13 protein-coding genes, 1 tRNA gene and 2 rRNA genes (1 of these 16 only partly in view) are annotated in these 20,075 nt (G+C 42.3%); 2 read left to right on the top strand and 14 right to left on the bottom strand.

Annotated elements, in window-relative coordinates; genetic code table 11:
- The 11 genes from IGJ12_RS05075 to dnaE form a co-directional block, all read right to left on the bottom strand.
- Window positions 1–52 (bottom strand): 23S ribosomal RNA (locus IGJ12_RS05075); it reaches 2,863 nt to the left of the window's first position.
- A 179-nt stretch (window positions 53–231) separates the two neighbouring features.
- Window positions 232–304 (bottom strand) — tRNA-Ala (locus tag IGJ12_RS05070).
- A gap of 76 nt (window positions 305–380) precedes the next feature.
- Window positions 381–1,940, bottom strand: a 16S ribosomal RNA gene (locus IGJ12_RS05065).
- Together the 16S and 23S rRNA genes with 1 tRNA gene alongside form the textbook arrangement of a ribosomal RNA operon.
- Window positions 1,941–2,554: 614 nt before the next feature.
- On the bottom strand, window positions 2,555–4,060 hold the full coding sequence (locus IGJ12_RS05060) for a HAMP domain-containing sensor histidine kinase (RefSeq protein ID WP_034872519.1): 1,506 nt from the start codon (window positions 4,058–4,060) through the stop codon (window positions 2,555–2,557).
- Window positions 4,061–4,074: 14 nt separating this feature from the next.
- The gene (locus IGJ12_RS05055) at window positions 4,075–4,761 is read right to left on the bottom strand and encodes a response regulator transcription factor (RefSeq protein ID WP_005229193.1); all 687 of its coding nucleotides are present in this window, start codon (window positions 4,759–4,761) and stop codon (window positions 4,075–4,077) included.
- A gap of 139 nt (window positions 4,762–4,900) precedes the next feature.
- Window positions 4,901–6,322 (bottom strand): NADP-dependent phosphogluconate dehydrogenase, encoded by a 1,422-nt coding sequence (gndA, locus tag IGJ12_RS05050; RefSeq protein WP_005229192.1) that lies wholly within the window; start codon window positions 6,320–6,322, stop codon window positions 4,901–4,903.
- Between the two features lie 184 nt (window positions 6,323–6,506).
- Window positions 6,507–6,686, bottom strand: coding sequence for a 50S ribosomal protein L32 (gene rpmF, locus IGJ12_RS05045; protein ID WP_005229191.1), 180 nt, complete (start codon window positions 6,684–6,686; stop codon window positions 6,507–6,509).
- A 56-nt stretch (window positions 6,687–6,742) separates the two neighbouring features.
- Window positions 6,743–7,303: a YceD family protein gene (locus IGJ12_RS05040; protein ID WP_016619881.1), complete on the bottom strand. Its 561-nt coding sequence runs from the start codon at window positions 7,301–7,303 to the stop codon at window positions 6,743–6,745.
- A gap of 195 nt (window positions 7,304–7,498) precedes the next feature.
- On the bottom strand, window positions 7,499–9,283 hold the full coding sequence (gene pyk, locus IGJ12_RS05035; RefSeq protein WP_008377816.1) for a pyruvate kinase: 1,785 nt from the start codon (window positions 9,281–9,283) through the stop codon (window positions 7,499–7,501).
- A gap of 84 nt (window positions 9,284–9,367) precedes the next feature.
- Window positions 9,368–10,330 carry a 6-phosphofructokinase gene (gene pfkA, locus IGJ12_RS05030; RefSeq protein WP_005237177.1) on the bottom strand — a complete coding sequence of 321 codons (963 nt, stop codon included), beginning with the start codon at window positions 10,328–10,330 and terminating at the stop codon, window positions 9,368–9,370.
- A 161-nt stretch (window positions 10,331–10,491) separates the two neighbouring features.
- Window positions 10,492–13,803 (bottom strand): DNA polymerase III subunit alpha, encoded by a 3,312-nt coding sequence (gene dnaE / locus IGJ12_RS05025; protein ID WP_087664367.1) that lies wholly within the window; start codon window positions 13,801–13,803, stop codon window positions 10,492–10,494.
- A 147-nt stretch (window positions 13,804–13,950) separates the two neighbouring features.
- Here dnaE and IGJ12_RS05020 point away from each other — a divergent pair, with 147 nt between their 5' ends.
- On the top strand, window positions 13,951–14,133 hold the full coding sequence (locus IGJ12_RS05020) for a YjzD family protein (protein WP_008377814.1): 183 nt from the start codon (window positions 13,951–13,953) through the stop codon (window positions 14,131–14,133).
- 47 nt (window positions 14,134–14,180) lie between these two features.
- On the opposite strand, the gene IGJ12_RS05015 is transcribed toward IGJ12_RS05020, so the two are convergent.
- Together IGJ12_RS05015 and IGJ12_RS05010 are read right to left on the bottom strand one after the other, a co-directional pair.
- Window positions 14,181–15,386, bottom strand: a complete 1,206-nt coding sequence (locus IGJ12_RS05015) for a multidrug efflux MFS transporter (protein ID WP_016619879.1) — start codon at window positions 15,384–15,386, stop codon at window positions 14,181–14,183.
- A 100-nt stretch (window positions 15,387–15,486) separates the two neighbouring features.
- Window positions 15,487–16,926, bottom strand: a complete 1,440-nt coding sequence (locus IGJ12_RS05010; protein ID WP_430619430.1) for an NCS2 family permease — start codon at window positions 16,924–16,926, stop codon at window positions 15,487–15,489.
- Window positions 16,927–17,187: 261 nt separating this feature from the next.
- Between IGJ12_RS05010 and IGJ12_RS05005 the strand changes: the two genes are divergently transcribed.
- Window positions 17,188–17,991 (top strand): Cof-type HAD-IIB family hydrolase, encoded by an 804-nt coding sequence (locus tag IGJ12_RS05005; protein ID WP_005229159.1) that lies wholly within the window; start codon window positions 17,188–17,190, stop codon window positions 17,989–17,991.
- 54 nt (window positions 17,992–18,045) lie between these two features.
- Here IGJ12_RS05005 and asnB read toward each other — a convergent pair whose 3' ends face one another.
- Window positions 18,046–19,941 (bottom strand): asparagine synthase (glutamine-hydrolyzing), encoded by a 1,896-nt coding sequence (asnB, locus tag IGJ12_RS05000; protein WP_061054487.1) that lies wholly within the window; start codon window positions 19,939–19,941, stop codon window positions 18,046–18,048.
- Between the last annotated feature and the right edge of the window lie 134 nt (window positions 19,942–20,075).

The following is a 20,075-nucleotide window of genomic DNA, read 5'->3' as shown; positions in this document are numbered from 1 at the left end:
TCATCGGCTCCTAGTGCCAAGGCATCCACCGTGCGCCCTTATTCACTTAACCTTTGACCTTACGGTCGGTTTTGAGTACTTCTTCTAGCGATAGAAGGTTGCTCAAGAAAATAAGCGTTGAACTTATTAAAAAACTCTTTTAACATTTCAACTCGGTGTGTGTTACTTGTTTTGATTTTTTCTTCGATATCCAGTTTTCAATGAACAAAGCATAACGACCATTGTCGTTAATGGAGCCTAGCGGGATCGAACCGCTGACCTCCTGCGTGCAAAGCAGGCGCTCTCCCAGCTGAGCTAAGGCCCCGGGTATTTACTTGAGAGTAGACCTCTCAAAACTGAACAAAGGCAAACGATGTGTAGTCTTCCGAAATATTCCTTAGAAAGGAGGTGATCCAGCCGCACCTTCCGATACGGCTACCTTGTTACGACTTCACCCCAATCATCTATCCCACCTTAGGCGGCTGGCTCCAAAAAGGTTACCTCACCGACTTCGGGTGTTACAAACTCTCGTGGTGTGACGGGCGGTGTGTACAAGGCCCGGGAACGTATTCACCGCGGCGTGCTGATCCGCGATTACTAGCGATTCCGGCTTCATGTAGGCGAGTTGCAGCCTACAATCCGAACTGAGAGAAGCTTTAAGAGATTAGCTTAGCCTCGCGACTTCGCAACTCGTTGTACTTCCCATTGTAGCACGTGTGTAGCCCAGGTCATAAGGGGCATGATGATTTGACGTCATCCCCACCTTCCTCCGGTTTGTCACCGGCAGTCTCGCTAGAGTGCCCAACTAAATGATGGCAACTAACAATAAGGGTTGCGCTCGTTGCGGGACTTAACCCAACATCTCACGACACGAGCTGACGACAACCATGCACCACCTGTCACTTTGCCCCCGAAGGGGAAGCTCTATCTCTAGAGTGGTCAAAGGATGTCAAGACCTGGTAAGGTTCTTCGCGTTGCTTCGAATTAAACCACATGCTCCACCGCTTGTGCGGGCCCCCGTCAATTCCTTTGAGTTTCAACCTTGCGGTCGTACTCCCCAGGCGGAGTGCTTAATGCGTTTGCTGCAGCACTGAAGGGCGGAAACCCTCCAACACTTAGCACTCATCGTTTACGGCGTGGACTACCAGGGTATCTAATCCTGTTCGCTCCCCACGCTTTCGAGCCTCAGCGTCAGTTACAGACCAGAGAGCCGCCTTCGCCACTGGTGTTCCTCCATATATCTACGCATTTCACCGCTACACATGGAATTCCACTCTCCTCTTCTGCACTCAAGTCTCCCAGTTTCCAATGACCCTCCCCGGTTGAGCCGGGGGCTTTCACATCAGACTTAAGAAACCGCCTGCGCTCGCTTTACGCCCAATAAATCCGGACAACGCTTGCCACCTACGTATTACCGCGGCTGCTGGCACGTAGTTAGCCGTGGCTTTCTGGTTAGATACCGTCAAGGGATGAACGTTTTACTCTCATCCTTGTTCTTCTCTAACAACAGAGTTTTACGATCCGAAAACCTTCTTCACTCACGCGGCGTTGCTCGGTCAGACTTTCGTCCATTGCCGAAGATTCCCTACTGCTGCCTCCCGTAGGAGTCTGGGCCGTGTCTCAGTCCCAGTGTGGCCGATCACCCTCTCAGGTCGGCTATGCATCGTTGCCTTGGTGAGCCGTTACCTCACCAACTAGCTAATGCACCGCGGGTCCATCCATCAGTGACGCAAAAGCGCCTTTCAACTTTCTTCCATGCGGAAAATAGTGTTATACGGTATTAGCACCTGTTTCCAAGTGTTATCCCCTTCTGATGGGCAGGTTACCCACGTGTTACTCACCCGTTCGCCACTCTTTTTCTTTCGGTGGAGCAAGCTCCGGTGAAAGAAAAAGCGTTCGACTTGCATGTATTAGGCACGCCGCCAGCGTTCGTCCTGAGCCAGGATCAAACTCTCATAATGATTTGTTTGAATGACCATACGGTCATTAAGCTCATAAAAATTAACTTTGCTAGCTATTGCTTGCATGTATTTGTTTCAATAAATTGAAACGTCCTACACATTGGTTCGTTTGCTTGCTTTGTTCAGTTTTCAAAGGTCTACAGTGCTGTGTTAGCAACTTTTATATCATATCAGAGCGGCAGTTGATTGTCAACTCTTTTTTAAAAGTTTTTTTCAAGAAGTTGTTATTTAACTTCTTTCTTAACCTCAGCGACTTTTTCATCTTACCATCTCAACCGTTATATGTCAAACACTTTTTTGAAAAGTTTTTTTGATTTATTAGGTTTTTCAGAGATGATATTTTTTCGACTTTGTTATAATAACACTTGTAAAATGTTTCGTCAACAACTAATTTCAAAAAAGTTCAATCAGTGTTTGTTACAAATGTCTTAACAAGGACAAGTAATAATATAGCAATTCTTAAAGGAAAAATCAACTAAAAAAATAGGCTTTTGGGCAACTATTTTTATAAGCGAATTATTCATTGTCAAACGATTCGAACGTTCGCTTATAAGAAGTATTTCACGGCTAAATCTATCATTAATGGATAAAAAAAGAGAACTTAAGCTTTTCGCCTAACGTTCTCTTTTCGTCCGATCTTCCGTTTGAAGAATCGGTATATAAATTCGAAAGATTGTTCCTTGGCCAATGACACTCTCCGCCGTGATTTTCCCTTTATAGCTTTCCAATAGTTGTTTTGCTATAGATAACCCCAAACCATTGCCACCTTTGGTTCTAGCACGAGCTTTATCTACCCGATAGAAACGATTGAAGATCTTATCGAGGTCTTCTTTGGAGATGCCTTCCCCAAAATCTTGGATGGCAATTTCAAAAGATTGACGATCCAATGAAATGGATAGATGAACTTCTTTTCGATCAGTGGAATACTTTACTGCGTTATCCAAGACAATAATAATGATCTGTTCAAAATGATTGCGATAGATTTTCAGCTTCAACTCATGATACAAATCATCATCCAATGTAAAGACAAAATCCGGATACAGTATTTTAAAGTTATTGAACACTTGATAGACAACTTCTTTTGCATTAGTTGTTTCATTTGCATAATGAACATCCACTTGTTCCGCTCTTGAGAGATCCAACATTTCCTGTACTAGCGTCTTCATTCGACTGATCTCTTGCATACTGGCTGCGAGGGACTCATCCAAGATCTCTGGATCATCTTTCCCCCAACGTTGCAAAAGATTCATGTGTCCTTCAATGATTGCTACGGGTGTCCGTAACTCATGAGAAACATCTTCAACGAATCGCTCTTGCTGCTCAATGTACAGGCGCATGCGATCCAACATCTCATTAAATATATCTGCTAAATCAGACAGTTCATCGTTCGTATTTAATTCTGGCATATGCACGGTTGACTGCGGGTTTTTCCGAACAGTTTCCATCGTATCCCGTAATACCTTTAATGGCTGAAGGAAATACGCTGATAAAAAGAACCCGAGTACACTGCTGAGAATCAGAGAGACGACTTCTAAGATAATCAAAGTCAGCAGCAGTTTGCTGCGTATTTCATAAAAAGAAGTCAACTCATAAAATGTTTGAGCATAGCCAATCCGCTCTCTGGTGCCTTTTGAATAAATGGGTTGGATAGAGAGAAAGCCTGTGATACCATCCAGCGTTACGATGGTTGGCGCTTTGCGCTGCGTGTCGATCAGTGCTAAATCATTTTCATGGGTTTTAAACACAAGGTCCTCATTCAAATTATAAACAAACAGGCTCAATGGTGCTTGGCCTAATTCCGAAATAAAGGAGTCGATTTTCATTAAGTTGCCATCGATCGTTGAAGTGCGATCATAAATGCTCGTCGTCCCCGCATCATTTTTGGTTAAATTACGATACGTTCGGACCAATGTTAGTTCTTGATCCGAATTGGCTAAACGAGAAGCAACCTCTGACATCGTCCGCTCCACATTGTTTTCTTCTTTAGCGACGATCAAATTCACCGATGTTTTATAGGTGATCACGGCAAAGATCGTAAATACGACGAATATAAAGAAAGAACTTGCGAAGGCCCACTTTACAGTTAAAGAAGGCCCCTTCAGTTCTTTTAATTTTTTCATTCTTTTTTTAAGGTTCACGACCGCATCACATAACCTGTACCACGAACGGTTTGGATATAGCTTTCCTCCCCTGGTACATCAATTTTATTCCGTAAGTAGCGGATGTAAACATCGACAACGTTGGTTTCAACTTCTGTCTCATAGCCCCAGACTTTGTTTAATAAAACATCTCTGGCCAAAACGACATTAACGTTTTCCATTAAAGTCAACAATAGCTCATATTCGCGTTTCGTTAGTTCAATGACATCTGTTCCGCGACGAACGACACGATTTTCTTTTTCAATCGTTAGGTCTCGGTATGTGATCGTGGTTTGTTTTGCAACGTTTTTGTCCCCTTCGATATCGATACGGCGAAGCAACGCACGTAAGCGTGCCAGCAATTCTTCAATTGCAAAAGGCTTCACAATATAATCATCAGCACCATGATCCAAACCTGATACTCGATCAATCACGGAATCTCGTGCGGTCATCATGATGATCGGGGTGTTCTTCGATTGACGCACGCGGCGGCAAACTTCTAACCCATTTAACTCAGGAAGCATCAGATCCAATAAGATCGCATCCCATTCATTATTCAGCGCCGCATCCAGTCCCGTCCGTCCGTTATAATGAACTTCAGTATTATACCCTTCATGCTTCAATTCTAATTCCACAAATCGAGCTAAGTTCTTTTCATCTTCAATGATTAGAATATTACTCATTATTGATAGCCCCTTTATTGATTATTCTGCCTTTAAATTAGACATTATCTGTCTTATTTTATCATGTATCTAAAAAATAAAAAAGAGATTGACCGAAAGTTCTCACTTTCGGCCTTTCTCTTTTGGATTCTCTTAAAGCTTACGCTTCATCATACCATGAATAATGGAAAATTCCCTCTTTATCTGTCCGTTCATACGTATGCGCTCCGAAGTAATCCCGTTGTGCTTGGATCAAGTTCGCTGGCAAACGATCAGAACGATAAGAATCGAAGTACGCGATCGCAGATGAGAACGTCGGCACAGGTACTCCTGCTTGGACAGCTAGTGCAACTACTTCACGTACAGAAGATTGATAACGTTTCGTAATATCTTTGAAGTAGTCATCTAATAGTAAGTTTTCAATGTCGGCATTCTTGTCATAAGCATCCGTGATTTTTTGTAAAAATTGAGCCCGGATGATACAGCCTGCACGCCAAATTTTGGCAATTTCACCAAAAGGAAGATCCCAATCATACTCTTTTGATGCTGTACGTAATTGCGCGAATCCTTGTGCATAGCTCATGATCTTACTGAAGTATAATGCTTCGCGGATCTTATTGATAAACTCTTCTTTGTTTCCTTCAAAAGCAACTGCTTCTGGTTTTGGTAAGACTTTGCTGGCATTGACCCGTTCTTCTTTGTAAGCCGAGATATAACGGGCAAAAACAGATTCAGTGATCAATGGTAGTGGTACGCCTAGGTCTAAGGCACTTTGGCTTGTCCATTTCCCAGTTCCTTTATTACCAGCAGCATCTAAAATCACATCAACGATTGGTTTGCCTGTACCTTGATCGTCTTTGCGAGTCAAAATATCCGCTGTGATCTCAATTAGATAGCTGTCTAATTCGCCTTTGTTCCATTCAGCAAAAATATCAGCCATTTCATCAACAGATAGACCTAATATGTTTTGCATCAAGTCATAAGACTCAGCAATCAGCTGCATGTCCCCATATTCGATCCCGTTATGAACCATTTTTACGTAATGGCCTGCACCGTTTGGTCCAATATAAGTCACACAAGGTGTTCCATCTTCGGCTTTTGCAGAAATTTGTTCCAAGATTGGCGCAACCAATTCATACGCTTCTTTTTGTCCTCCTGGCATGATCGAAGGACCTTTCAAGGCGCCCTCTTCCCCACCAGATACACCTGTACCGATAAAGTTGATTCCTGAGTTTGCCAACTCTTCGTTACGACGAACCGTATCTTTAAAGAAGGTATTTCCGCCATCGATCAAAATATCGCCTTTGTCTAGATGAGGCAATAATTCTTGGATCGTTGCATCTGTCGCAAATCCTGCTTTTACCATTAATAAAATACGACGTGGTTTTTCAATAGATTGAACAAATTCTTCTATCGTATAGGTTGCTTTAAAATTTTTATCTGGATGTTCTTTTACTACTTCTTCTGTCTTTGAACCAGTACGGTTAAATAAGGCAACTGAATAACCGCGGCTTTCGATGTTCAACGCTAAGTTTTTGCCCATAACAGCCATACCGACAACGCCGATTTGTTGTTTTGTCATCTTTCATCCTCCTAAGATTCAATTATCTTTTTCATTATAGCGCAAATGTACCTGCTTTTGAACTATTCTCTTTCGCTGGACAAAAAATATTTCTGAAAAGTTCCATATTCGTCAAAAAAACAAAAAAACCTCAGGCTCCATGGTTAGCCTAAGGTTTTAGAATCCTCTTTCTGAAAAAAAGGAATTATGCTTCTTTTGTTGCTACGTCTTTGCCATCGTAATGACCACAGTTTGAGCAGACATGGTGGCTTTTTTTCATTTCACCACAGTTTGCACATTCGTTCAAACCGTTGATTGTCAATTTGTAATGTGTACGACGTTTTGCTTTCTTCGCTTTCGAAGTTTTTCTAGCTGGTACTGCCATTTTGCTACACCTCCTTGTTAATGAACGCAACCTTGAGGCTGCAATTTATTCCAATCCTACGCGTTATCGTCATCTGATTCAGTGAATAATTCGGATAATTTTGCAAGACGAGGATCAACTTGTTGAGCTTGCGCTTCTTTTTGATTTGCAAAGTCTTCTTCTGACAAAACAGCCCAATCGTTGCCAGATGGCATTGCTGAACCTTGCTTTTCTTCTTCTGTCAGGACTTGCAAAGGAATCGCAAGTAATAGGTTATCAGCGACAGATTCATCTAAGCTGATGGTTTGACCTTCAACGATCAAAACTTCTTCTTCGACGATCATTTCATCGCGACGCTGAAATTGCTCTGGTGTCATGAAGTGTTCATCCACTGAAAAATCAAAAGGAATCGCTACAGGTGTCAAAGAACGAGTAGATGGCAATGTCATCGTCGTTTCTACTTGATAGTGCAGCAAGTATCCTTGCTTATCAACACTCATCAGCCCTTTTACTTTTACAGGAGACAAATCAATGATCTGTCCATCGCGTTTTATCAGTTGACTCTTTAAGTCAAGTGTTTCTTCAAACATCAGCGGTGTCTCTTGGTATTTTTTTAATTCCAATAAAGACCATTTCATTTTTATCACCCCTAAGCAACAAAAGCAATTATACAGGGCTTCTGAGGCTTTGTCAATGAAATTTTCTTGACACCTTTTTCATTTTTGATCGTGTCATTTTAATGCCCTTTCTCAAGGGATTTCGACCCTCTCAAAAAAACAACAGGAAGCGCACAACGTGCACTTGCCTGTTGCTTGATCAATCGTTAAAAATCATTAGATCGCTGTTGTTTCTCCACGATAAACGATACCGCGACGAGAATCAAGAGTAACCAATTCGCCATCTTTGATGGTTGTTGTTGCGTCTTTGGCACCAACGATGACTGGTAGATCTTTCGCGATTCCGACAACTGCTGCATGAGAAGTCAAGCCGCCATCTTCAACAACTAAAGCTGCTGCTTTTTCGATTGCTGGCATATATTCTTTATCTGTTGTTGGTACAACTAAAATCATGCCATCTTTTGCTTTCGCAATTGCTTCTTCGGCACTGTGAGCGATCACGGCATTGGCAACAACTGATTTTTCACCAATCCCTTGCGCTTCAAGCAATTTTGAACCGATCAATTGGATCTTCATGACGTTGGTTGTTCCGCGTTCACCAACAGGAACACCGGCTGTGATCAAGATTAGATCGCCTTCTTTAGCAAAACCTAAATCAACTGCTTGTTTTGCTGCTAATTCAAACATTTCATCAGTTGTTGATGGTTTTTCAGCAACGGTTGGGTAGACACCCCAGTTAAGCATCAAGCCACGTTTTGTACGTTCGTCAAATGTAACAGCTAAAATGTCAGCATCTGGACGATATTTAGAGATCATTTTTGCAGTGTAGCCAGATTCAGTCGCTGCAACGATTGTTTTTACCCCTAGGTTTTTCGCCGCACGAGCAACAGATAAACCGATTGTTTCTGTTACATCTGTTTTATCGAATTGGTTGATTTGGAATGTGCTGTTTTCTGATAAAGCTTTTTCAGCTTCAATGTCGATCCGTGCCATTGTTGCTACTGCCTCAACAGGGTAGTCACCGTTTGCTGATTCACCAGAAAGCATTGTTGCATCGGTACCATCAAAGACAGCATTGGCAACGTCAGAAGCTTCTGCACGGGTTGGACGTGGGTTTTGTTGCATTGACTCTAACATTTGTGTTGCTGTGATAACTGATTTACCAGCAGCGTTACATTTTTTAATGATGCTCTTTTGAACCATTGGTACTTCTTCAGCAGGGATCTCAACACCCATGTCACCACGGGCAACCATGATACCATCAGAAACTTTGATGATTTCATCGATATTATCGATACCTTCTTGTGATTCGATTTTAGAGAAGATTTGCACATGAGTCATGTCTTTTTCTTCTAAAATTTCACGAATCTCTAAAACGTCTTGCGCTTTACGTACAAATGAAGCGGCAATGAAGTCGATATCGTTATCAAGACCAAAACGGATATCTTCTGCATCTTTTTCAGTAATACCAGGTAAGCTGATTGATACACCAGGAGCGTTGACCCCTTTACGTGATCCTAACATTCCAGCATTTTTAACAACAACCACTAATTCGCGGGTTGCTTCGTCTTTTTCTTTGATTTCCATGTCGATCAAACCATCATCAAACAAGATGTGTCCGCCCACATGAACATCTTCAAATAAACCAGGATAAGTTACAGCAATTTTTTCTTTTGTTCCTTTGTGTTCTGGATCCATTGAAATGCGTGTTTCATCGCCAACGTTAAATTGGATGTATCCAGCACGACCAAAGTCAGCTTCTGTCGTATTTTGTACAGTTGTACGGATTTCAGCACCTTTTGTATCTAAAAGGATACCGACATCTTTACCAGTTTTCTTCACGGCTTCACGAACCATTGTCATACGCGCTAATTGTTCTTCATGATCTCCATGAGAGAAGTTAAAGCGGAAGACATTCGCACCGGCTTCAATCAGTTGAGAAATAATTTCCACACTGTTACTTGCTGGTCCTAATGTACTTACGATCTTTGTTTTTTTCATTACTAAACGCTCCTATTCATTTATTTAAAATAGCTAATAAGCTTTTTTTACAAAATTACTGTTGCGTTGCTCTAAAAAATCTCTTTAAAATGAGATTTCTTTGTTCAAGTTATACAAGCTAAGATCTGGCTTGTGACGATTGTTTTCAAGGGTTTCGATAATATCAGAAGCAATCATTTCATTGTTTTCGATACCGATACATAGACCGCCTTTGCCTTGTTGCAATAATTCAACGGCATATGAACCAAATTTACTTGCTAACACACGGTCACGAGCGCTTGGTGAACCACCACGGACAACGTGTCCTAGAATTGATACACGGGTATGGAAATCGCCGTATTCAGAAAGTTTGTCAGCAAAATCATTTCCGCCCATCACGCCTTCGGCTAAAACGATCAAGCAATGTTTTTTCCCGCGGTCGCGTCCTTCACGGATACGATCAGCAACAACTTGCATGTCAAAATCATGTTCTGGGATGATGATTTCATCCGCACCACCGGCCACACCTGACCATAAAGCGATATCGCCAGCACCACGTCCCATTACTTCGATCACAAATGTGCGGACATGTGATGTCGCTGTATCACGGATACGGTCAATCGATTCTAAGACAGTATTGATCGCTGTATCAAAACCAATCGTGAAATCTGTTCCTGGAATGTCGTTATCGATCGTTCCTGGAATCCCGATTGCTGGGAAACCGTGGCGAGTAAGTGCCATCGCACCATGGTAAGATCCATCTCCACCAATCACGACTAGCCCTTCGATGCCAAATTTCTTTAATTGCTCGATTCCTTTTAATTGCCCTTCTTGTGTCGCAAATTCTGGATAACGTGCTGAATATAAGAATGTTCCACCACGTTGAATTTTGTCACCAACATCAGCAACATCTAAGCGACGAATGTCGCCTGCGACTAGTCCGGCATAGCCATAGTTGATTCCATATACTTCAAGTCCGTCAAAAATACCCTTTCTGACAACTGCGCGAATCGCTGCGTTCATTCCTGGTGCATCGCCGCCACTGGTTAGAATTCCAATGCGTTTCATTATTCTTTCACCTCATCAAAAGATTTTGTTTAGGGAAGCCCCTGTTTGCTAGTTTTCAAGTAATAACCACGAGACATATTCTACCATTATTCCATGAAAATGTCTTGAAATAGTGGGAAAAAGTTGAAAAAAGTGTAAGTTGAATTATCGTTTTCGGAAAATTACTTGAAAATTACATTTCCATTTCCTAATAATGCCTTCAGTTGTGTGACAAAGTTCGGCTCATCCGTTACCCAGTTTTCTTCTGCTAATAACACTTTTTTGCCACTACTTTCATAAAACATCACCACTGGAATATTTCCTTGATGCTGCTTCATTTCCTTCGACAATGCTTGCAGGTGCGACGTTTCGGCTTCAGCAGAAATCTTTAAGTAGCAAGTTTGTGGCGCAATTTTATTTTGAACGTTTTCTGCTAAGTCTATTTTATCAGCAATGAGTTGGATTTCACCATTGTAACGACTTACCTCGACCTTTCCTTCAATATAGAGAACAGCATTTTCTTCGATCAAGGAACGCACTTGTCGATAAACGATGGGAAAAATCGTTACTGAAACTTCTTTGCTAGCATCCGTTCCTTCAACAAATGCCATCTGTTCGCCTTTTTTTGTACGTATCTCCCGAATCTTGCGGACATACAAAAGGATGCGGACCCGTTCATTCGGAACCAGATCGGCAATATCGGTGATTTGTTTTAATTGATGCAATTTTTGAAACTGTTCTACGGGATGGCCAGACAAATAAACACCTAAGTATTCTTCTTCCAAAGCCAGTTTCTCTTCCAGTTTGTAATCGGCAACGGCTTCTTCTTTTAAAGCCATGGTTTCTAAGAGATCCAAACTGCCGCCACTATAAGTAATATTTTGGATTTTCCCTTCTAGTTGGATCAATGCTTGTTTTCGATTAGGCGCAATCACATCGAATACACCGATGCTCAAAAGCGGCAATAAATAGTCCAACTTTAACCACTTGCTGTTACGCTGATTTAAGCGAAGCAAAAATTGATCCATAGACGTGAAATTACCATGCTCTTTTCTTTCTGCCAAAATGTCTTGGATCATGTCGCGTCGGATTCCTTTGATACTGCTGAAACCAAAACGAATTTGTTTTTCATTTTGCAGTTGAAAACTAAACCCACTGGCATTGATCGAAGGCGGCAGTACTTCTACGCCATAACGTGCGGCTTCATTTAAATATTCTTTCATTTTGCTGGCGGTGTTGCGTACCGAGTGTAGGATCGAAGCAAAAAAAGGTGCCGGATAGTGCACTTTCAAGTACGCCATTTGAAAGCCGATAAAGGAATAGGCAAACGCATGGGAACGGTTAAACCCATAGTTGGCGAAGCGCTCAATATAGTCATAGACCAAATTGGCGGTCTTCTCGTCATAATGATTGGCCAACGCACCTTGCACAAAATGGCGACGTTCTTCATCCAACACGTCTTTTTTCTTTTTACTGATTGCTCGCCGCAAAATATCTGCCTGTCCTAGGCTAAAACCAGCCATTTTGGAAGCTACTTGCATGATCTGTTCTTGATAAACAATGATTCCGTAAGTGTTTTGCAAGATTGGAATCAAGCTGTCATCCGGATAAGAGACCCGCTCTTGTCCTTTTTTCCGCTTGATAAAAGTATCAATATTTTGCATCGGTCCCGGGCGATACAAGGCATTGACTGCAGCAATGTCTTCGATACTTTCTGGCCCTAGCTTGCGCAAGACATTGCGTATTCCCGCTGATTCAAATTGGAAGATCCCTGCCGTCTCCCCTTTTTGAAACAAACGCAATGTTGCTGGATCATCAAGAGGAATCTCTTTTTGGGTTACGATTTGTTGGCTGATTCGTTTGATACCTTTCAAGGTATTATCAATGATCGACAAGTTTCTCAAACCTAAAAAATCCATCTTCAATAGGCCAATGGCTTCCACGTCATTCATGGTAAACTGGGTCAGCCAAATCCCATCGCTGCCTTCTTGCAAAGGCACCAAATCAAGCAGATTCTTGTCACTGATCACCACACCGGCGGCATGGGTCGATACGTGACGGGGCAGTCCTTCTAAGATTTTGGCGACTTGAAACATTACTTGATTCCGCTCATTGAACGAAACCAGCTCTCGCAGCTGATTGGATTGTTCATAAGCAAGATCTAAGGTCATTTTCAAGGCATTGGGGATGGCTTTTGACCAGCGATTAGCTTCACTTTGCGAGAGACCAAAGACCCGAGAAACATCTCGCAAAACCATTTTGGCCGCCATGGTACCAAACGTGGCAATCTGTGCCATATATTCTTGCCCATATTTTTGGCGCACATACTGTAAAATCTCGTCTCTGCGATTGTCAGGAATATCTAAATCAATATCAGGCATCGTGTAACGTTCTGGATTCAAGAATCGTTCAAACAAAAGATCGTATTTGATTGGATCCACGTCGGTGATAGATAAAACATACGCCACCAGTGCTCCGGCAGCGGATCCCCGTCCAGCTCCGGTAACGATTTCTTGTTGGTGGGCAAAGTCCATGACGTCCCAAATAATCAAGAAGTAATCATCAAAGCCCATCTTATGGATGACAGACAACTCATAATCCAAACGCTGTTCGTACGCCGATGTAACGTGAGCAACACGCTGAGGCAGACGTTCAAAACAAATTTTGCGCAAATAGTCCGCAGCATTTTCTTCTGCTGGTAACGGGTAATGAGGCAATAGCCGCTGATGCAGTGGCAGCTCGACGGCGCATTCAGCTGCAATCCGCTGATTATTCATCAATGCCTGCGACGCTTCGCCAAATGACGCAGTCAATTGGTCTGCCGATTGTAAAAAAAGCTGTGTAGTCGCTTGCTCTTTTGCCTGACGAAAGTCTTCAATTTGCGAACCATCTTTGATATGGGTCATCACTTTGACTGCAAAGGCTTCTTCTTGTGCTAAAGCCGCGATGGGTTGATACGCACATGGTGCAATGTTTTGCTCGTTAAACCAAGCGATCGTTTCTGGATCTAGCCCTTTGCTAGTAATCCCTAAAAACAAGCTCTCAGAATCAAATTTATGGCTGATTGCTCGCAGTGCTTCTTGATTGGCTTCTAGATCATCGTGCTGAGAAGGCAGAAACCCCTCGCCTTCAGGCAGCAAACCAAAGAGATCCTGCAAAGAATCACAAGCAGCTAAATTCAACTGCTCGGTGATCATTTTTTCACTTGATAAACGCATCAAGGTTTGATAGCCCTTGAGGTTTTTTGCAAATACGTACAATGGAAAGGACATTGATCCCTCTCCGAAGGTACAGTCGAACAAAGCGCCAAAAATCGGCTTGATGCCCTGTGCTAGGCATTGTTGATAAAACTCGACCGCGCCATAGAGAACATTATGATCGGTCAGCCCCAATGTCTGATAGCCCATCTTTTTGGCTTGCTCTATATAGTGAGGAATTTTGATCGTACTTTGCAGCAACGAATAGGCGCTTAAGGTGGTGAGCTGTGAATACATTGAAATCCCTCCAAAAATGAAAATTCTCTTTCTTTCTGCTAGTAAATAGATTTGAAAAACAAAATGAAAAAGTGAAAATCTTTACAATAAATATTTTTGTGATAAACTAAAGTCGAAATGGAAGATACGCAGAAAAGAGGTGTCGTCATGCGTTACCTAGTCACTTTATTTTGGACTTTTGTATTAGGTCAAGTCGTTGGCTATCTAGGCAGCTCACTTGCTGGAGCAACTTATGATTTTCAATTAACTTCAATCATCTCTTTGGTCACAGGTGTGGTGATCATTCTTGTTGGTATTATCGCACCAGCGCCTGAAAAGACAAGCCATTAAAAAAAAACCAGTTACCTTTATTGTAACTGGTTTTTTTTTCTTTTCAACTATTCACTGATGTCCGTTTTACGTAAGCTTTTACGGAAATTAAATCCTGAGATAAAAATATTGATCAGTACAAACCCGCTCGTCACCCAAAAGACGGCTGGATAGCCAAAACCGGCTGCCACCGTTGAGCCGACCATTGGACCTAACACTTGCCCAAAGTTGGAGAACATTTGGTTGTAGCTATAGATACGGCTGACCCCTTCCATTGGAGTGATCTTGCTGATCAGTGTATTGATGGACGGCATCAAGGCACCGGTAGAAAAACCAAGCAAGAAGCGCAACACGCCTAGTTGAAACGGAGTAGAGACAAAGCCCATCGGAATGAAACAGAAAAATGACAGTACTAAGCCCCCCAACAGCACTTTGTGATTGCCATAACGATCACCGATTTTGCCTAAAAACGGCGAGGAGATAATCGCTGAAACACCGGCAACAGAGACGATCAATCCGCTGACGAACAAAATATTGCCCGTATCCCCGCTTAAATCACGAATATACAATGTGAGGATCGGACTGATGCTCGTTACACCTAGCTGTAAAATCAGGGAAGTAATAAACAAGCCAACAAGCAACTGCATATTTTTGATTTGACCAAAAATTTCTTTAATGGAAAGCAGATCGCCCTTTTCAACTGGCTCAAAATCTTCTTGAACGAGAAAAATCGTAAGCAACAGCGTGATTAGTAGAACAACGCCTGTGATAATAAAGACATTTTTCATGCCAAACCATTGCGCCAACGCCCCACCCATCGAAGGACCAATCAAATTCCCTGCGATGGCTCCTGTAGCCAATGTCCCAAGCGCCCAACCGCTTTTTTCTCGAGGCGCCTGCGAAGCGATCAACGCAGTCGCATTTGGAATATACCCCGATAAAATTCCGGTAAAGAAACGCATGATCAATAACCAATAGACATTCGGTACAAAAGCCAAAGAACCCATCGTCACTGTCATCCCCGCAGCCGCGCGAATCATCATTAAACGACGACCTTTTTGGTCTGCTAGATTTCCCCAAACTGGAGCAATGATAGCCGCCGCAAACGCCGTTACTGAGATTGCTAATCCAGAAAACAACTCAATTTGACTCTCTGGAGCGCCTAACTCTTCTATATATAAGGGAATGAATGGCATGACAAGACTAAAACTGGCACCCGTAAAAAAACAACCTACCCATGAAATCAGTAGATTTCGTTTCCAATCAATCTTCATTTACAAACCTTCTTTCACAAATACTATACCGTATCGTGAGTAATAATCAAATAAAAAATCTTTCTGCATTTAAAATACAGAAAGATTTTCATCATTAAACTTAACTGATCAAAGCCAAAATGACAAAGTTCAGGATAAACAACGCATTGACGACCCAGATGATCGGAGACACTTCGTTGGCTTTTCCTTTCACTACTTTCACTAATGCATAGAAAATGAAACCAACAGCGATCCCATTTGAAATACTGTAAGACAAGCCCATAAAAATGGACGCGAAGAAGGCTGGAACTGCTTCTTCTAGATCAGTCCACTTGATGTCCGCAAAAGAAGCAATCATCATTACCCCAACCAAGATCAATGCCGGTGCTGTCGCTTGTGCGGGAACGATTGAGATCAGTGGAGAAAAGATACTGCTGATCGCAAAGAGTGCTGCCACCACAACGGAAGTCAAGCCCGTGCGTCCACCAGCACCGATGCCAGCTGCTGATTCCACATAAGTCGTTGTATTTGAGGTCCCTACGATGGCCCCTACAGAAGTGGCTACGGCATCTGCAAAAAGAGCCTTATCCATCTTCGTATTCAACCCATTACTGTTTTCAACCGCTTCTTCATCTTTTTTCGAAAAGATCCCTGTACGACGTCCGGTTCCGATAAATGTACCGATCGTATCGAAGACATCTGATAAACTAAACGCTAAAATCGTCATGATTACTTGAGGGATTTTGGCAGAATCACTGAATAGTGAGCCCATTCCTTCAGAGCCAAACGCAGCGCCAAATGTGATTCCTAGTTCGCTGATGGAACTTCCTAATGAATTCCCGTGCCAATCAATGGCACTTAAATCCACCACACCCATCAAAATACCAATGATCGTCGTTCCTAAAATACCAAAAATAATTGCCCCACGAACATTTTTCACCACTAATAAAGTAGTCACTACTAAACCAATCACTGCTAACAAAACAGGTGCATTATTGAAATTCGCCAAAGCTGGGACGATCCCCCCATTAAAATTGGCACTCACAATCGTCTCACCGTCGACAACTGAACCCGTCACTGCGGCAGTGTCTGCACTGAAGTTTAGCAAGTTGGCATTTTTGATCCCTACATAAGCCACAAAGATCCCGATGCCGCCGCCGATTGCATGCTGCATGCTTTCTGGAATCGCATGAATGATCATTTTTCTGATTCGAGTCACCGTGATAAAAATGTTGATCAGGCCGCAGATGAAAACCATCGCTAATGCTTGCTGCCACGTATACCCCAAACCAAAAACAACGGTAAAGGTGAAGAATGCATTAAGTCCCATTCCAGGTGCTTGCGCGTAAGGCACATTTGCAAATAAGCCCATGATCAGGGTACCAATCACTGAAGCGATGATCGTTGCTAGGAAAACAGCTTGAAACGGCATGCCTGCAGCAGATAAAATCGTCGGATTCACAAACAAAATATAACTCATCGCGAAGAAGGTGGTGACCCCAGCCATCACTTCTGTGGAAACCGTCGTTTTATTCTCCTTTAATTTGAAAAACTTTTCCATGTTATGTTTCACTCCTGAACTTTAATCGTTTCTATGAAAAGAAAAAATGAATAATTGCGCTTTTCATCGAACAATTACAAATTATAAGGGAATAATTTTCGCTTTTCAAACCTTTTTCCGAATAAAACGAACCAAAAACGTTTAATGTTCGTGTTTTACTTTGTAACTATTATGAAAACTTATCGAAAACTTACTTGTATTGTGAAATGACAGAAATATGTTACACTTAAGCCACTACCATAAGAGAATGGAGCGAGTCTTTTGAAACCAAAAATCATCGCCATTGATTTAGATGGCACAACCTTAAATACTGAATCCCAACTTTCCCCTCGCACACGTGAGGTACTGGTTCGCGCCACCAAAGCGGGACACTTTGTTACCATCGCTACAGGAAGACCTTTTCGTATGAGTGATCAATTCTATAAAGAATTGGCGCTCACAACACCAATGGTCAATTTTAACGGTGGGTTGGTCCATAAACCTCGACAAGTCTGGGCAAACGAAATGGAGCACTCGATCTCTCGAGAAATTGCGTTTGAGCTCATGGCACAAAAAGAGCAGCTGGGCCTGACGTTTGTTGCAGCAGAAAATCGTGAAACCTTTTTCATCGATGACCTAAGCGGATTTGATCAACACTTTTTCTTTTCGGGTAATGCTTCCGAAAAAAATCTATTAGCAAATTTAAAAACGGATCCCACTTCATTACTGGTGAAAACCGAAAATGAATTAGCAGAATCTGTTTCTTTACGTATCAAGGATCAATTTGACGATGCAGTCGATGTTCGCACGTGGGGCGGGCCTCAAGCCATCTTAGAGATCGTACCAAAAGGGGTCCATAAAGCACTTGGTCTTTCGGTGATCGCGGATTCTTTGTCTTTGGATCGGCAAGATATCATCGCTTTTGGTGATGAACACAATGATTTGGAGATGCTGGATTATGCGGGGTGGGGCGTTGCTATGGCAAATGGCACGCAACAATTAAAATCGATCGCCAATGATGTTACTGACAAAACCAATGCGGAAGATGGCATGGTCGATTACTTGGAAAAATATTTAGGTCTATAAAAAAAGCCGATGCGGGATTGTCCGCATCAGCTTTTTTTTGCTTCCATATTCAAATCAAAGTGTTTCATAAACGATTTCTTTGGCTTCGGGAATCGATTCATCAATAAAGAATACTTTGTACCAGGTCAAGAATGTAAAGATCGTCCAGATTTTTCGCTGAAGATTCGGTTTTCCTTGGCGATGGTCTTCTAGCATTTGCAAAATCGCTGTTTGATCAAAGAAGGTTGCTGCAAAGTCTGACTCAAAAAGGGCTTTAACTGCTTCATACCCTGTTCCTTCTTTCAGCCATGCCTTGATTGGTACAGGAAAGCCTAGCTTTTCACGGTTTGCCCATTCTTTTGGCAAATGACGGTTTGACGCTTGTCGAAACACATCTTTCGTATTGTTTTGATTGATCAAATATTTCGTCGGGATCGTTTGCGCCAGTTTTTGCATCTCGATATCCAGTAACGGAACCCGTAATTCTAAAGAACTCGCCATGGACATTTTGTCTGCTTTTAACAAAATATCCTTCGGCATCCATTGATGAAGATCCAAATATTGCATCTTGTTGACCTCGTCTTTGAGACCATTGACTTTCTCATAATGAGGCGCAACGATTTCAGCAACAGATGGTCCTTTTTGATACGTTGGTTTTAAAAGCTGTAGTGCTTCCTCTTCTTCAAAGACCAGGGCTTGCCCGATAAAGAAGTCTTGGGCAGGTGCCGTTGCTTCATAAAGATGAATTCGACCATGGAAGTTTTTCATTTTGCCGATTTGACGCCCTAAACGAAAGCGGATGTTTTGCGGCAGTTTTTTCAAGCCTTGGGCAAAAACGCGAACCGCTTTAGAGTTTGTGTGGAAGCCATAGGCAGCATAACCGGCAAATAATTCATCTGCCCCTTCCCCAGATTGAACGACCCGCACTTGCTGTGCTGCTAGGTTGGCTAAAAAGTACAAAGGGACACAGCTTGGGTTAGAATCCGGTTCGTCCAAGTGATACTGAATCAGCGGAAATGCCTCAAAGGACATTTCACCATCGATGACCGCTGCTGTGTTGTTCAAGCCGAGCTTTTCCGTCAATTTGCGGGCTTCGATCGCTTCGTTGTAGGTTTTGTCATCAAACCCAATTGAAAATGAGTGATCTGGGCGCAAGACCGAGGCCACGTAACTTGAATCGACACCACTGGATAAAAATGAGCCGACTTCAACATCACTGATTTGATGAGCGGCAATTGATTCTTGGACTGCTTGATCGATTTTATCGACCCATTCTTCTCTTGAATGATTTTCTTTCACTGAAAAATCTGCATCCCAGTACTGCTTGATCGTCAATCCCTGTTCATTAAACAGATAATAATGCCCTTCTTGCAAACGATGAACGCCTTTAAAGAAGGTTTCTCCGTTCAAAGGCGAGTATTGGAACGTCAAATAAGGTTTCAACGCCTCCTGGTTTAATTCTTTCTTGAAATCTGGATGAGGCAAAAAGCTTTTGATTTCAGAGCCAAACATGAAACTGCCGTTCATTTGTGCATAGTAATACGGTTTGATGCCAAAGTGATCCCGCGCGCCGAAAAGCTCTTGTTTTTGAGTATCCCAGATGGCAAAAGCAAACATTCCCCGCAGGCGCTGCAAAACATCAATCCCCCACTCTTCATAGCCATGTAAGACTACTTCGGTATCCGCATGGGTAGAAAAGACATGACCTGCTTGGATCAATTCCTCACGCAATACTTGAAAGTTGTAAATTTCACCATTAAAAATGATTACTTTTGTTCGATCCTCATTAAAAATTGGTTGTGAGCCACCTTCTAAGTCGATGATCGATAAACGACGAAACCCTAATGCCACTCGGTCGTCGGTAAATTTCCCTGAACTGTTTGGTCCGCGATGAACGATCCGGTCCATCATGCGTTCAATAATGATTTCTTTTTGGTCTTTTGAATTGACAAAGCCGACAATTCCGCACATATTTTCACATCCGTTTTCATAATCCATTTTCATTTTTCTAGAGTAAATCATACCATAGAATTCAAGAGATACGATCTCTTTTTCAAAAAAATACAATCAATATATTTTTGCACAAAACACAATTTGAAGATAAA

The organism is Enterococcus sp. DIV0802b, from assembly GCF_050543535.1.
GTDB lineage: Bacteria > Bacillota > Bacilli > Lactobacillales > Enterococcaceae > Enterococcus_D > Enterococcus_D entomosocium.
This window is presented reverse-complemented; position numbering and strand designations above follow the sequence as displayed.

Bases quoted from the DNA above. Each gene is read 5' to 3' on its own strand.
- gndA (WP_005229192.1), bottom strand. From the start codon at position 6,322: ATGACAAAACAACAAATCGGCGTTGTCGGTATGGCTGTTATGGGCAAA.
- IGJ12_RS05015 (WP_016619879.1), bottom strand. From the start codon at position 15,386: ATGAAGATTGATTGGAAACGAAATCTACTGATTTCATGGGTAGGTTGT.
- pfkA (WP_005237177.1), bottom strand. From the start codon at position 10,330: ATGAAACGCATTGGAATTCTAACCAGTGGCGGCGATGCACCAGGAATG.
- IGJ12_RS05040 (WP_016619881.1), bottom strand. From the start codon at position 7,303: ATGAAATGGTCTTTATTGGAATTAAAAAAATACCAAGAGACACCGCTG.
- IGJ12_RS05010 (WP_430619430.1), bottom strand. From the start codon at position 16,926: ATGGAAAAGTTTTTCAAATTAAAGGAGAATAAAACGACGGTTTCCACA.
- dnaE (WP_087664367.1), bottom strand. From the start codon at position 13,803: ATGTATTCACAGCTCACCACCTTAAGCGCCTATTCGTTGCTGCAAAGT.
- IGJ12_RS05060 (WP_034872519.1), bottom strand. From the start codon at position 4,060: ATGAAAAAATTAAAAGAACTGAAGGGGCCTTCTTTAACTGTAAAGTGG.
- IGJ12_RS05020 (WP_008377814.1), top strand. From the start codon at position 13,951: ATGCGTTACCTAGTCACTTTATTTTGGACTTTTGTATTAGGTCAAGTC.
- pyk (WP_008377816.1), bottom strand. From the start codon at position 9,283: ATGAAAAAAACAAAGATCGTAAGTACATTAGGACCAGCAAGTAACAGT.
- IGJ12_RS05055 (WP_005229193.1), bottom strand. From the start codon at position 4,761: ATGAGTAATATTCTAATCATTGAAGATGAAAAGAACTTAGCTCGATTT.
- rpmF (WP_005229191.1), bottom strand. From the start codon at position 6,686: ATGGCAGTACCAGCTAGAAAAACTTCGAAAGCGAAGAAAGCAAAACGT.
- asnB (WP_061054487.1), bottom strand. From the start codon at position 19,941: ATGTGCGGAATTGTCGGCTTTGTCAATTCAAAAGACCAAAAAGAAATC.